A 13,453-nucleotide genomic window follows, 5' to 3' on the forward strand; every position below is an offset into this window, starting at 1 on the left:
TCGCTCGCAGGGGCTTTTTTTATGCGTTAGCCGTTCGCCTTCTTACGTAGCGTCCGCAAGGCCCGATGGGCGATCCGCTGCGTATGCTTCGAGTCGGTTTCCGAGAGCCAACGCTCGCAGAGGCTTTCGACAAAGTCGGGTCGCGTCTTGCTGGCATCGTTCAGCCAGTTGGCGACCGAATCTTGCACGTACTTCGTCTCGTCTTCGCGGCAAAGTTCCAAGAGCGGCTCGGCGATCTCCGGCTGCTGTTTCAAAGCGGTGATATGCTTGGTCCACACGCCGCATGGACGAGAGAGCTCGATCGCGAATCGCCTTATGAGATGGTTCTTATGTCGAGCAAACGGATGAAGCTTTTCGATCTGCGCGACGATCGCCTCGGCAGCCGGCACACGAACACACATCCAGGCAATTTCTCGCACGCCCATGTTGGTGTCGGTCGCAAACGGTTTGGCGCGTTTCAGCCGCTGAGCGAAGGTCAGCTTCTCGCTGGCCGCGTCCATGTAAGCGGCCCAGTTGCGCAGGATGTCGCTGGGGTGGGCGGCTAACTGCTGGTAGACCGCTTCCCGATTGTTGTTTCCGTTGAGTGTCGCGTGAAAGACTTGTCCCGTATCGGCAAGTCGCTGCATCACTCCCTGGTTGGAAAGCTTTTTGATCGTCGAAGCGATCTGTTTCGCCGACTTCTCATCCAAGGAAAGATGCGACTTCGTATGGCGAAATAGCTTGGCGTGATCAACGGCGAGAAACTCAACCAGGTTGACCGTTTCAATTTCACCACGGTTGAGCGCTGCCAGAACGTTCGACGGAATCTCGCTCCGTCGAACGGCACCTTTGCGTGCTTTTAAAGCTTCGAGGTCAGCCACAGCTTGGCTTCCTCCGGGTTAGCTGCCAACCGTCGAATCGAAGACGCGAACCGTTTCCCAGTTCTCTTTGTTTTCTTCGATGAACTGCAGGTGGCGTTCGGCAACCTGGTAGGCATTCTGCGACTCGAGGCAATCGAAGATCACGTGCAAGGCAACATGGAAATCACGATCGTTCACCGGGCGATTCAGTTCATCGGTCAAGATGCCGGCGCCGAAGTAGATCGTCCCCGGATGTCCGGTGAGATACTTCTGACAAGCTTCGATCAGCTTCTGCTTGGCTTCCGGCGAGCTGTCTTTCAGGGTGAAGTAAACGTTGTGGGCGATCTGCTTCAAGTTTTCCATGGCAGTCAATCGTCTTCTTTAGCAACTAGTTGGGGGTTTCGTCGAGCAGTGCAATGTACCTAGGTGCCTAACAGATCACAACGCAGGCGCACGAAAAAGGCCGCGGTAATAACCACGGCCTGTGTATTCTTGCCAAAGCATGTCCGCTGAGAACTAATCGCCACCACGTCGGCGAGAGGTACCGATACCGGCACGTTCCAGCAGTGACTTGCCGAGGATTTCCTCGGCCACGTTCACTTCGGCCGGTGGAGGGCCGGTGGCACCCAATTCGATCGGATCGTAGTGCAGTTCGTATTCGTGCTTGGCAATGGCGATCGTATTGCCTGGGTCGATTCGCTTGTCGGTGTCGCGAACTCGTTTCCCGTTGACTTTCGTTCCGTTGCGGCTGTTTTGGTCTTCGACGAACCAGTAACCCTGCTTGATATAGAGCTGGCAATGGTTGCTCGACACATTGGCGAATCGCAGCACGACGTCATTTGACTCGCGGCGGCCAACCAGCAGCGTCTTCTTCAGCAGAGGAATCGGATCTCCCCCGCCAACGGGGATGAGCTCCCCAAATTTCTGGGACATTCAAGTGCCTCGTTCCGGTTGTGGCTAGATGATATGCCTAAAATCGATAAGAATGGCCATCTCTCACTGTATCAATTCCTTAACACTAGTCAATATTCATCAACAAGGTTTGATTTGTCCACGACGGTTGAAAACGGGTGGCGCGAGGCGGGTCTTCGTTACTATGCCTACAGTTGGTATCTTCGGCAGCGATTTGGCGAACGCATCCAGAAGGTAAGCCTCGACGCGAAGTTTACCTGTCCGAATGTCGACGGCACCGTCGCCAAAGGGGGGTGCACGTTCTGCGACAATCGCAGCTTCAGCCCCAGCCGCCGAGAGCCGATCCGCGACATCACCGACCAACTCGGCAACGGCATGACGCGGCTTAAGCGGCGTTACAAAGTCGATAAGTTCATCGCCTACTTTCAGCCGGCCACCAATACGTACGCGGCAGTCGATCGGTTGCGACCGTTGTACGAACAGGCCATCGATCACGAAAAGGTCGTCGGATTGAGCATCGGCACACGGCCCGACTGTGTCGAGCCGGATGTGATGGATCTGCTGGAAGAGTTCGCCGGACGGACCTACCTGACCGTCGAATACGGAATGCAAACGATTCACGATCGTTCGCTCGATTGGATGAATCGCGGCCATCATCACGATGCGACAGTCGACGCGATTGAGCGCAGCCGCGGACGTGGTTTCGAGATCTGCCTGCATGTGATCCTAGGATTACCGCACGAGTCGCACGAAGACATGATGGCCACCGCCGCGGAAGTCGCCCGGCTCAACATCGATGCCGTGAAGATCCATAATCTGTACTGCGTGAAGAACACGAAGATGGCCGACCAGGTCGCTTCCGGCGAAGTGACGCTGATGGAGCGGCAGGAATACATCAACACGCTGGTCGATTTTCTCGAACGGATTCCGGCCAATGTGCTTGTCGAGCGAACCATTGGTGACGCCCCGCCTGATTACTTTGTCGGCCCAAGCTGGTGCCTGGATAAGTCGGCCGTGCTACGGGCCATTGATGAAGAGCTGGTCCGCCGTGATACGTGGCAAGGAAAACTGTGCGAAGCAGGTTAGAGCATCGAATTCGCGTCGCGAGGCATCGCGCATAAAAAGACCCGAGTGGATCGATAAGCCGGGTTCTGTCCTGCAGCTTGTGCAGGGATAGTCATTCATCTACGGCGTGAATTGCTTCACGTCTCTAGCAGCGTACCCGGCGGTAGATGACGGGCCGGACGAGCCCGTGACGCGTTGTTGCCAACGCGATTTCCGCCTGTTTGCCTTGCTCCGGGTGGGGTTTACCAAGCCAGCTAAGTCGCCTCAGCTGCTGGTGCGCTCTTACCGCACCATTTCACCCTTACCGTTCCCCGAAGGGACTTAGGCGGTATCTTTTCTGCGGCACTTTCCCTGATCTCGCGACCGGTCGACGTTATCGACCACCCTGTCCTGTGGAGCCCGGACTTTCCTCCCGCTGGCGGCAAAAATGTCGTCAGCCGGCGACTATCTGATCCACTTGGGCCAATGTTTAGCATAGGTCAGCAGCCCCAAATTGGCCACGTCCCTACACCCAATGTGTGCACTTTACGACGTAAGTAGCGGGAAAAAGTTCGCCCATCTCCCAAAATTCCACGCGAAAAGAGGCTCCGACTTCATTAGAATAAACACCTCGGACCCTCCTCACACTCCTCCTTTTCTCGGGACAGTTGCATGATGCGCGCGAACCACCTTTGTTTCGGGCTGGCCGCCCTGTTGCTTTCTATCGCTCTTGTTTCTTCCGCCGATGCCCAACAGCGTGTGTACGAGCTTCGGACTTACACGACCAACGAAGGTAAGCTTGAGAACCTGCATGCTCGGTTCCGCGATCACACGATGGAACTGTTCGAGAAACAGGGAATGCAGAACCACGTGTACTGGGTACCCAACGGCGGCGAAGGGGCGGATAACACGCTGGTTTACATTATTTCCCATGAAAATCGTGACGCCGCCGCGCAGAGTTGGAAGGGTTTTCTCGAAGATCCTGAGTGGAAGAAAGTTGCCGCTGAATCGGAAAAGGATGGCAAAATCCTCGCCAAACGGCCCGATTCCGTTTTCATGGAACCAACCGACTTCTCACCACAGAATTTCGAGTCCGCAGAACAACCACGGCTGTTCGAGCTACGAACGTACACCACAGCCGAGGGTCGTTTGCCGGCTCTGCTGCAGCGATTTCGTGATGGTGAGTTGAAGTTGTTTGAAAAACAGGGCATGACCAACGTTGCTTATTTCACCCCGGTCGAAATGCCGAATACATTGATCTATGTCGTAGCCCACAAAGATGGGGCCGCGATGAAGAAGGCCTGGGACGGTTTTCGCAACGATCAAGAGTGGCAAGAATTATGGGAACAGTCGACCAAAGATGGAAAGATTGTGATCAAAGTTGATCGTCAGGTCCTGCGTCCCGTGGATTACTCCCCGATGAAATAACTTGTAAAACACTCCCCCAGGATGTAGGGAAAGGGGGGTGTCAGATGATTTATTCTCATGCAGAATTAAACCAGTAGCGTCTTTTCTCCGGGATTGTTAGGCTTGGTCTGGCTACCACAAGCGAAGGTTCACGAGCAGATGAAGATAGGATTTCGCTGCCGTCATTGCCATCAAAAGCTGACAATTTCGGCATCAGCTGCTGGTAGCCGGCAAAAGTGTCCCCGCTGCCTCGAAGAAATTACCGTTCCGTCCGCTCCTTCACAGCCCCCTAACGATCACCCTGGGGCTACGCAGCACCAGGGAGATCCCCTGAGCGAAGCAACCTCGAGCGAAACCTGGAAGTCGATCCCGCAAGGTAAGTTACGTCTTCCCTCACAGCGAGCCGAGCACTTTGAAAAGTGTTCGCCTCTCAAGCTTCCTAACTTTCCCGAAGACGGTCTCCGCGTCCTCAAAGCGTTCGGACCACCGGTCGAGAAAACCAAGCCCACTTGGACCTACAAGCTAGGCGTGGCGGTCGTCGCGCTGGTGATGATCACGCTGCCGCTGATCTATTTCACGTTTGTCGGCAGCATCTGTTACGCGACCTATTGGTATTTCGCCGAAGGTCAGTACTGGCTGTTTCCAGGCATGGTGGGGCCGCTGCCTTACTTCGTCGGGACGGCGATCGGCACGATTAGCGCCGTGGTCGTTTTCTTTCTGCTCAAGCCTATCCTCGCTCGTCCGGTGAATGTTGCTCGGACGCGCAGCATTACCTCGCAAAGCGATCCGATGTTATTCGCGTTCGTGGCTCGCGTGTGCGATGTGGTTGGTTCACCCTTTCCTTCGCGAATCGATGTTACGTACGACGTGAACGCGTCGGCCAGTTTTCGTTCGGGACTGGGCAGCATCGTGAAGGGCAACGACCTGGTACTTACCATCGGTGTTCCCTTGGTGGGCTCGTTGACCATGCGGCAGTTCGCCGGCGTGCTGGCGCACGAGTTCGGTCACTTCAGCCAAGGGACCGGCATGCGGCTGACCTACATCATTCGTTCGATCAGCGACTGGTTTGCTCGCGTTGTCTTTCAGCGTGATGAATGGGACAAATGCTTGGACATGCTTTGCGGTCCGGAGTTTCTCCCGTTGTCGGTCATTACCTGGCCGGCTCGGTCGTGCGTGTGGCTCTCTCGCCAACTTCTGCGGGTGCTGATGAACATCGGGCTATTGGTGGGCGGCTTCCTGCTTCGCGAGATGGAGTACGATGCCGACCGGTACGAAGCCCGCGTCGCTGGTAGTAATGAGTTCGCTGAAACGAGTTGGCGCATTCAGTTGGCCAGCTACGCCTGGCTGCACTCTCAATCGCAGATTTCGCAGTTGGCCGAACGCGATATCCTGATCGACGATGTGGCCCTGCTGGTACGACACCATATAGCCAGCATGTCGGACGCCATCAAGGAACAAGTTCATCGCGAGATCAAGTCGGGCAAGAGCGGGCTGTTCGATTCGCATCCGTGTGAAGCAGCTCGCTTTCAGAACGCCCAGCGCGAGAACGCCCCAGGTATTTTCACCTTGGAAGACGACGCCAAGAATCTGTTCGCCGACTTCGAGTCGATGGCTAAGAACGTGACTTGGGACCTGTACTGTCAGTACCTTCAACGCTCGGTGAAACGCACGACCCTGCGGGATACGCAGTCCGTGTTGATGCGGTATCGGATTGGCGTGGGCACCGTTCGCCCTTGGAATGAACCCGGCTACTATTAGGCTTCCGCGTGGCCTACAATCCTATCAGCGTGAGGTGGCTAGAGCCGGCATCGAAGCGAAAGTAAGGTTTCGGGACCGGGATTGAAAATGCTCCTCTTGATTGTCGACTGAGATCTCTTCCACGAGTCAGGCATGCCTTCCAAAGCACAACCGGTCAAGCTGCCGATTATCGGATGGCGCGAGTGGGTTCAACTTCCCGAGTTGGGGATTGCCAAGATCAAAGCCAAGATTGACACCGGTGCCAGGTCGTCGTCGCTTCATGCCTACGATCTGAAGTATGAAGAACGCGACGGAAAGCAGTGGGTTCGCTTTAAAGTGCACCCGCGTCAACGCAACACGACCGAACAGGTTGTGGCCGAAAGCCCCGTGCTCGAGTTTCGTAAAGTGCGTAGCTCGAACGGCCAGGTCACCAAACGACCGGTCATTTTGACGAAGGTCGAGCTTCTGGGCGAACTGTTCGAGATCGAGATCACCCTGGCCAACCGCGATTCCATGGGCTTTCGCATGCTGCTGGGACGCGAAGCGTATCGAGGACGCATGCTGGTCGACTCGGGGGCATCGTACCTGTCAGGCGTCCCCAAGCGACTCAAAGGGAAGCGAAACGCGAGTCCAACGGCGACGAAACGGCCCTCGTTAAAAACCGAGCACGATGCCACCTAGCATTTCGGTTGCCTCACGTCAAAATGTCTCTACCATGACGTTAAAGGGGAGCCACTTTCCCTGCGTCTAGTCGCTCGCTCGAGCGGCGCCCACGTAAACTCCTGTCGAGATGGAAAAGCGACGCTATGAAGTTAGGAATTCTTTCCTGCAATCGGTTCTGCTACAGCACACGCCGCTTGCGAGAAGCCGCCGCGGAGCGTGGTCACGAGGTCAAAGTCCTCAACACGCTGAAATTCGCCATCGATCTCGAAAAAGGCGAGCCGGATCTCTACTTCCGCTCGAAGCAGCTCAGCTCGTACGATGCCGTGCTGCCCCGCATCGGTGCCTCGATCACTTACTTCGGTACCGCTGTCGTGCGTCAGTTCGAGCAGATGGATGTCTTCCCAGCGAACAGCTCGTGGGGGATCACCAACTCACGCGACAAGCTGCGTAGCCTGCAGATCCTCAGCCGCCATCACATTGGGATTCCGCAAACGACCTTCGTTCGCGATCGGGCCGACATTCTGCCGGCGATCGAACGCGTGGGCGGTGCGCCGGTGGTGATCAAGTTGATCGAAGGTACTCAGGGCGTTGGCGTGATCCTGGCCGACTCGGTGAAGATTGCCGAGGCGATTATCGAAACGCTGCACAGCACGCGTCAGAATGTGCTGGTGCAGAAGTTCGTTAAGGAAAGTCGCGGTCGTGACGTGCGTGCGTTTGTTGTTGGTGACCAGGTTGTGGCCGCCATGCGACGTATCGCTCAAGGCAGCGAGTTCCGTAGTAACGTTCACCGTGGTGGTTTGACCGAAGCGGTCGAGCTGGATGAGAAGTATCGCGAAACGGCGGTTCGTGCCGCCCAGATCATGGGCCTGCGTATCGCAGGCGTCGATATGTTGGAAAGCGATACCGGTCCGCAGGTGATGGAGGTCAACTCGTCGCCGGGCCTGGAAGGTATCGAACGTTGTACGAAGCTCGACATTGCCGGGGCGATCGTTGATTACATCGCCGCTCAGGTCGACTTCCCTGAGATCGACATCCGTCAACGTCTGACTGTCAGTCGCGGTTATGGCGTGACCGAGATTCACATTCCCGAAGGCTCGGAATACTGTGGTAAGTCGATCGATGAGTCAGGCCTGCCTGACCACGACATCAACGTGCTGACGCTCTATCGCGGCACGTCGGTGATCCCGAACCCACGTCTGAAGCGTGTCCTGGAACCAGGGGACCGTTTGCTTTGCTTCGGTAAACTCGACGCAATGCGTGGACTGATTCCCGAAAAGGTGATCAAAAAGCGACGTCCGAAGATTAAGAAGCTTTCGTCGTCGGCGCTGGAAAGCACCTAACGATAAGCTTGCTGATCAGTCGTCATAATTCGTGCCACTGGCCTGTTGGCCAGTGGCAGATCGATTTGCCAGCCTCGTCACGCGAAAGAGGAATCGCTTGGTGAGTCAGGCTTATTCTTCCGACTTGATAAAAGCGATATCGTCCAAATAGAACGTCACCGGCTTGCCTTGTCCCGCGAGGGTCCAGTAGAAGCCGGTCTTGATTCTCCCGGCGTTGTGGCGAACGAGTGGAATCTTGAACGATTGCCACTGTTTCGTCAGCGTGATTTCGATCTCACCTTTGGCGGTATCGTAGAACGGCTTGTCGCGATCGATGAGTCCGAATCCGAGTTTGACCTTTTCGCCTCCATGCTCACCGCGCGCCCAGATTTGCAGTGTATCGGCGGCGCTTAGATCGAAGCCGCCAGGCCGATCACCCCAATCATTGGCGGGACTTTGCCAGACAACACCACCCCAGCCATCTGGCTTATCGTAGACGACTTGCAGGCACGTCTTGCCGGAGTGAGGATCGACTGTCGATTGCTCGTCCAAATGAATCGCGGCCGTTTCTCCCATGTAGCCTGAAGGAGCATACGGCGAACCATTCATGTCGTCGGCATAGACAGCGAAAGGAACTGGAACCTTGTGCCCGCGGGCCAGAGCGTCCATCGATACCGCGCCGGCGACCTTAAGAGGCACGTTGGCAACCGCGCCCCCTCCGTCTCCGTCGTGCACGTATGCGAACAGTCGGTACTTGCCCGGAAGTTGTGGCATCTTCACGGTCACGCCGGATGCACTGGACTTCGTGATCGCTTCGGGAAATGTCGGCGGCGGTGGGCGATAGTCTCCCATCGTGTTGAACTCTTCCATCTCGCGGAACAGCACCCATTTCACTTGCGGCTGCTTTCCTTCCGGATCGACCACCTTCAAGCGGACCTCGATGGGCATGTTGGGTTCGACGATTGGCTTGCCAACGACTTCTAAAGAATCGATCCGCGGACACAAATTCTCGGCCGGCTTGCCGGACCAGGCCTCAGTCATGGCGTCGACGGAGGCCACTTTCGTTCCGTCGGGCAGGAACATCCCGAACCATGTCGCCGTGGCTTCCTGCTTGAAGCCCCACGTGAACGCGAATGATCCTAGGCAACGGGGATCTGCTGCCAGCTTATCGTAGGCCGCACGATAGATGTCGGCTTTCTCGGTACTGGTCAACTCCAGCGGAACGCCCCATTCGTTGTTCTGTATCTCCCACGTACCAGGCGGGCCGAATTCCGTGACGATATACGGCTTATCGAGTCCTGCCTTGGCGAATCGCTCGGGAATTGATTGCACGCCGCCGTAGCTGTTGATCCCGACAATGTCGACGTCAGGGCAGTACTTCTTGATCGATAGCAGCTTGTCGCCGCCGATCTCGGCAATCACGGTCATCGTGGGATGGTGCGGGTCGACTTCGCCGATCATCTTGGCGACCTCGTTCACGGCTTGCCATACTTTCGGATCGGTTGTCGCTTCAAAGCCTTCCATCTCGTTGCCGACACCCCATACGAGGACGGCTGGATGGTCTTTGAACTTCAGTACGGCCGCTTTGGCGTCGGCTAGCTGCTGGGCTACCTGGGCGGGGTCGTCGTAGTTGAACCCATGTCGGGCATGCCCCAACCAGATTCCCGGGGCCACCTTCAGGCCATGCTTCTGAGCTTCGTCCAACCGGTCTTGCGTATCGTCGCCGATGCCCCACGTGCGGAAAGCGTTTGCACCTGATGCGGCGAGCAACTCTTTGTCACCATCCCCTCCGGCTCCTTTGATGGCAAACGGCGTTTCATCGACAAGCAGCTGAAAGCCATTCTCGGTCTCAGCGATCTGCACCTCGGCGGCGATCAAGCGATGGGTCACCGTTACGGCCAAAAGGAACGAGAGAATCCAAAACCACTTCATCAAGACTTGCCTTCCGCGAATAGCTGAACCCCAGGACAGACTGCCTGGGATGGGACGAGATGTGAGGGCTTATTCTCGTTAGCAGTGCTTGCCAGTGTCAAGAAATGGGCCGGTTTTGGCCCGTTGCGGGGGTGATGTGGCTAGAAGCGGAATCTCTTGCGTTGTCTTTGCTGCAACGCTCACAGACAAGGTTAGACTCGTCATCGCGAGTCGACTTGGTGCCAAGTTTCAACGATTAGATACACGCTCGGCGCATAAAAAAAGCTCACAAATCAATCTGATCTGCGAGCTTTTCAAGGTGGAGGATAACGGGATCGAACCGATGACCTCTTGCATGCCATGCAAGCGCTCTCCCAGCTGAGCTAATCCCCCAGAGTGGGACAAAAGTCGGTGGAATATTCCCCATGACTCTTGCGTTCTACTTTATCGGCAGCAAGTGCCGTTAAGTAAAGGGTTAAAATTACCAATCTGCTCGCAGTGTGTCAACAACCGGTCACCGCAGTTTGGTTGTAAGTTACACTATCGATACGATTTCCGCCGAACACAGAATCTTCATCGGCCCTGCTAAGGGGCTGACCAGTGCCTTTAGGGATAACAGGACACGCGTGAAAAAGCATCTGATTACCGTCCTGAGAATCCTCGTGCCGGCTGGCATTTTGGCCTACCTATTATGGACTATTGGTAGTGACCCCGAGAGCGTCGAGTCGGTTCGGCAGATCTTCAGCAGCAAGACGCGGTGGAGCAGCGTGGGGGTCGCATTCGTTTTCGGACTGATGGCCCTCTCGTGTACGTTCATTCGCTGGTACCTTCTGGTCATCTCGGTGGGCATTCCATTCTCGCTCAAGGAAGCTTTTCGTTTGGGCTTCCTGGGGTACATGTTGAATTTCGTCGGGCTCGGCGGCGTGGGTGGCGACCTGTTCAAGGGCTATGTCCTGGCGAAGCACAATCCGGCCAAACGACCTGAGGCGGTCTCGACGATCTTCATGGACCGCTTGATCGGTCTTTACGCACTGTTCGTGGTCACGTCGGTCGCCGCGTTGAGCTTGGACCTGGAAGGGGCCGAGCCAGCGATCCGCACGATGGTTTATGTCGTGCATGGTGCTACGATCGGAGGCTTTGTGGGACTCACGCTGATCTTCCTACCCGGCTTTTCCAAGGGATCGCTACGAGAATTCCTGGAAGGTCTGCCCAAGGCAGGGCACGCGTTCAAGCGAATGTTCACAGCCGTGGGCATGTATCGCCGTCACCCGCGGTACCTGGCCTACATCGGGCTGTTGAGCCTGGGCGTGCATTCATTCTTTTCGGTCGCCGGTTACTTCCTGGCCTCGGGCCTTTTCGAGCAGCATCCTTCGCTGTTGGAGATGATGGTGATCACGCCGCTGGCGATGGTCTTCGCGGCGATCCCTCTTTCGCCTGGCGGCATGGGGACGTTAGAACTCGCCATCACAGAGCTTTACGTAACCGTACCGGCCCAAGAGTTGATCAAAGCCAACGGGATCACCGTGGCGTTGGCATTTCGCGCGATGACGATTGGACTGGCGTTTATTGGGGCGATCTTCTACTGGACTAATCGCGCGTCGATCGATAAGTCGATGGCCGAGGCTAGCGCCGAAGAGGAGACGCTGGAGCATCTGGCTGAGGGAATAGACGAAGAGCTTGGGCAGTCTCAGCAGCCGGAGCATCCGTAACTTCCTGGCCGTCGATCGTGATCTTCGCATCGTCGCGGAAGGTTGCTGGGGCCGTGTTCTCCAGCAGCGTCGAATCGATCACGGTCGTCTTCGAGAATCCTTCTCCGCGAAGCTGAGCCGCGCCGTTGTCCCCTAGCAATGACTTGGAGATCGTCGCGCGGGAAGCACCGCCGACCGAAACACCGCTCCGGCCATTGCCTCGCGAAGTGATCGCACCCAGTTCGATTTTATAGCAATTGCTGTGGACGTTGATCCCATCGAGTTGGAAGCCCTGAACGGTCAGGTCCAGGATCTTCACGTTGCGAACTTCGTACAGCGTGATGCCAGTGCGTCGGGCTGTGTAGGACAGACGATAACAGCCAGGACCGCGATCCTTTTCAGTGCGAAAGAAGATCATTCCATCGGTCAGGCACCACTCGAGCGGTTTGAGCGTGTCGAGCTGGCTCATGTCCTCGACCTCGACGCGTTTGGCCGGCCTGTCATCGAGGTAAAGCTGATGGTAGGTCTTGTAGGTCGGTGCGAAGCAGTAGACGTCCCCTTGAACGTGTTTCCATCCATCGACCGGAATTGGCGCCCGTCCGTCGAGGATGGCTCCGTTGCCTTCGATGGTCAGGGGAGCGAATTCCCAGCCACTGTTGTTTCCGCCTTGCAGGGTGATCGATTCGCGATAGGGAACGCCGGTGTTGGTAAGGATAACGTTATCCCCTTTGCGGGCAATTCTCAGAGCCTTAGCGATCGAAGCGATGGGGCCGTTTTCCCCTTCAGAAAATGCAGCCGAGTTGCCGAGATTGCGATCGTCACCGCGCACATTGTCGACGTAGATATCCGCACCGCGAGCGGTCGTACTCAAAAGTATCAGGGTTAGGGCGAATGCGAAAAAACGCATGGATGTCCACTCAATCGATGTAATCGTCAAATTCGGTCTAGTTTTACACGCCCCATCATGCCGTGCCTGCCGCGTGATTTCCACTGGGAAACCCCACTTAAAACCAAAAACGCATCCCAGAGACAAATCCATCCAACTCAATCCCCTCTAAGTTGGTGTATTGGTACCCCGCGAACACTTCGGCCCGTTTCCATTGGGCACCCAGGGTCGAACGGAACCGAAACAGATCCGCCGAACCCACTTTGCCCAGGTCGATCTCGGTCGACCATATCCATGGCTTGCCGAGATAAACGTCGTATCCAGTCGTGAAATTGATCCCGAACTCGGAACCATTTCGATCTTCCAGCAAGTTGGTTCCAAGTCCGAAACGAAACTGGCTGTGATATCCTTGCGGTGCCCGAAACGTGAAGTTCAGGTCGCCTAATGTCAGTTGATCCGTTCCGCCGGAGGGGATGTTCTCGAAGTACTCATCCCACTGCATGTCGATGCCCCAGCGACTGGTGCCTTCGACCAACAGCTTGGTACCGACGCGCGACAGGTCGCTGAAGTCGGTGCCATACTCGACCGATCCACGGATCGAAGTTGTCTTGCCCATGCTGATCCACTCGTCTCCCATCAGCATGTATCCAAACTCATGCTGATAGGGGTAATCCGAAAAATACCCCGGCGGACCATAAATGGTGTACGTGATTTCCTGTCCCGATTCGTTCACGCAGCGGACCGTTCGCTTGTCCGGGATCATCGCATCGACGGCGAATATCGTCCCATAAAACAACAGTGTCCCAACGAGTTCGCTCGCCGCCGAGTCGACATCGTCGTCACAGTGGTGGTGATGATGTCGGTCTCGATCCTTGGGTTCTTCGCTGCGCGGTGGATCGGGGTCGTCGGTCCGGCTTTCGCTGGCGGCCGACGACAATAGCCCTTCTGCCCGGACACACTTGGCAAAAAGCGGCAAGGCCACGATCGCGAAGATCAGGGCGATAGCCAGCGTTCTTACCATGCGAAAAGTCCTCGGCGAGTGGGGAG

Annotated in this window: 12 protein-coding genes, 1 tRNA gene and 1 other RNA gene; 6 read left to right on the forward strand and 8 right to left on the reverse strand. The window is 56.2% G+C overall.

Annotated features, from left to right (window positions below):
• Window positions 1-26 precede the first annotated feature (26 nt).
• From PSR63_RS19845 to PSR63_RS19855, 3 genes are all read right to left on the reverse strand, one after another.
• The gene (locus tag PSR63_RS19845; protein ID WP_274327419.1) at window positions 27-860 is read right to left on the reverse strand and encodes a hypothetical protein; all 834 of its coding nucleotides are present in this window, start codon (window positions 858-860) and stop codon (window positions 27-29) included.
• 18 nt (window positions 861-878) lie between these two features.
• Window positions 879-1,202 (reverse strand): Dabb family protein, encoded by a 324-nt coding sequence (locus PSR63_RS19850; RefSeq protein ID WP_274327420.1) that lies wholly within the window; start codon window positions 1,200-1,202, stop codon window positions 879-881.
• Window positions 1,203-1,355: 153 nt separating this feature from the next.
• The gene (locus PSR63_RS19855; protein WP_274327421.1) at window positions 1,356-1,772 is read right to left on the reverse strand and encodes an FHA domain-containing protein; all 417 of its coding nucleotides are present in this window, start codon (window positions 1,770-1,772) and stop codon (window positions 1,356-1,358) included.
• Between the two features lie 114 nt (window positions 1,773-1,886).
• On the opposite strand from PSR63_RS19855, the gene PSR63_RS19860 reads away from it, so the two are divergent.
• Window positions 1,887-2,837 (forward strand): TIGR01212 family radical SAM protein, encoded by a 951-nt coding sequence (locus tag PSR63_RS19860; RefSeq protein WP_274327422.1) that lies wholly within the window; start codon window positions 1,887-1,889, stop codon window positions 2,835-2,837.
• Between the two features lie 38 nt (window positions 2,838-2,875).
• Here PSR63_RS19860 and rnpB read toward each other — a convergent pair.
• Window positions 2,876-3,276, reverse strand: an RNA gene (gene rnpB / locus PSR63_RS19865) — RNase P RNA component class A.
• Window positions 3,277-3,467: 191 nt separating this feature from the next.
• Here rnpB and PSR63_RS19870 point away from each other — a divergent pair.
• The 4 genes from PSR63_RS19870 (at window position 3,468) to PSR63_RS19885 (ending at window position 7,942) form a co-directional block, all read left to right on the forward strand.
• Window positions 3,468-4,223 (forward strand): NIPSNAP family protein, encoded by a 756-nt coding sequence (locus PSR63_RS19870; protein ID WP_274327423.1) that lies wholly within the window; start codon window positions 3,468-3,470, stop codon window positions 4,221-4,223.
• A gap of 138 nt (window positions 4,224-4,361) precedes the next feature.
• Window positions 4,362-5,960: a M48 family metalloprotease gene (locus tag PSR63_RS19875; protein WP_274327424.1), complete on the forward strand. Its 1,599-nt coding sequence runs from the start codon at window positions 4,362-4,364 to the stop codon at window positions 5,958-5,960.
• A gap of 132 nt (window positions 5,961-6,092) precedes the next feature.
• Window positions 6,093-6,620: an ATP-dependent zinc protease family protein gene (locus tag PSR63_RS19880; RefSeq protein ID WP_274327425.1), complete on the forward strand. Its 528-nt coding sequence runs from the start codon at window positions 6,093-6,095 to the stop codon at window positions 6,618-6,620.
• A 125-nt stretch (window positions 6,621-6,745) separates the two neighbouring features.
• Window positions 6,746-7,942 (forward strand): RimK family alpha-L-glutamate ligase, encoded by a 1,197-nt coding sequence (locus PSR63_RS19885; protein ID WP_274327426.1) that lies wholly within the window; start codon window positions 6,746-6,748, stop codon window positions 7,940-7,942.
• Between the two features lie 111 nt (window positions 7,943-8,053).
• On the opposite strand, the gene PSR63_RS19890 is transcribed toward PSR63_RS19885, so the two are convergent.
• Together PSR63_RS19890 and PSR63_RS19895 are read right to left on the reverse strand one after the other, a co-directional pair.
• Window positions 8,054-9,853 carry a glycoside hydrolase family 2 TIM barrel-domain containing protein gene (locus tag PSR63_RS19890; RefSeq protein ID WP_274327427.1) on the reverse strand — a complete coding sequence of 600 codons (1,800 nt, stop codon included), beginning with the start codon at window positions 9,851-9,853 and terminating at the stop codon, window positions 8,054-8,056.
• 299 nt (window positions 9,854-10,152) lie between these two features.
• Window positions 10,153-10,225: transfer RNA gene (locus tag PSR63_RS19895), tRNA-Ala, on the reverse strand.
• A 233-nt stretch (window positions 10,226-10,458) separates the two neighbouring features.
• Here PSR63_RS19895 and PSR63_RS19900 point away from each other — a divergent pair.
• Window positions 10,459-11,541, forward strand: a complete 1,083-nt coding sequence (locus tag PSR63_RS19900) for a lysylphosphatidylglycerol synthase transmembrane domain-containing protein (RefSeq protein ID WP_274327428.1) — start codon at window positions 10,459-10,461, stop codon at window positions 11,539-11,541.
• Here the strand turns inward: PSR63_RS19900 and PSR63_RS19905 are convergent.
• Complete coding sequence (locus PSR63_RS19905; RefSeq protein WP_274327429.1) at window positions 11,456-12,427, reverse strand: right-handed parallel beta-helix repeat-containing protein; 972 nt, start codon at window positions 12,425-12,427, stop codon at window positions 11,456-11,458. The genes PSR63_RS19900 and PSR63_RS19905 overlap by 86 nt on opposite strands.
• 97 nt (window positions 12,428-12,524) lie before the next feature.
• Window positions 12,525-13,427 (reverse strand): hypothetical protein, encoded by a 903-nt coding sequence (locus PSR63_RS19910; protein WP_274327430.1) that lies wholly within the window; start codon window positions 13,425-13,427, stop codon window positions 12,525-12,527.
• Between the last annotated feature and the right edge of the window lie 26 nt (window positions 13,428-13,453).

The organism is Bremerella sp. P1 (assembly GCF_028748185.1).
In the GTDB taxonomy this organism is placed as follows: Bacteria; Planctomycetota; Planctomycetia; order Pirellulales; family Pirellulaceae; genus Bremerella.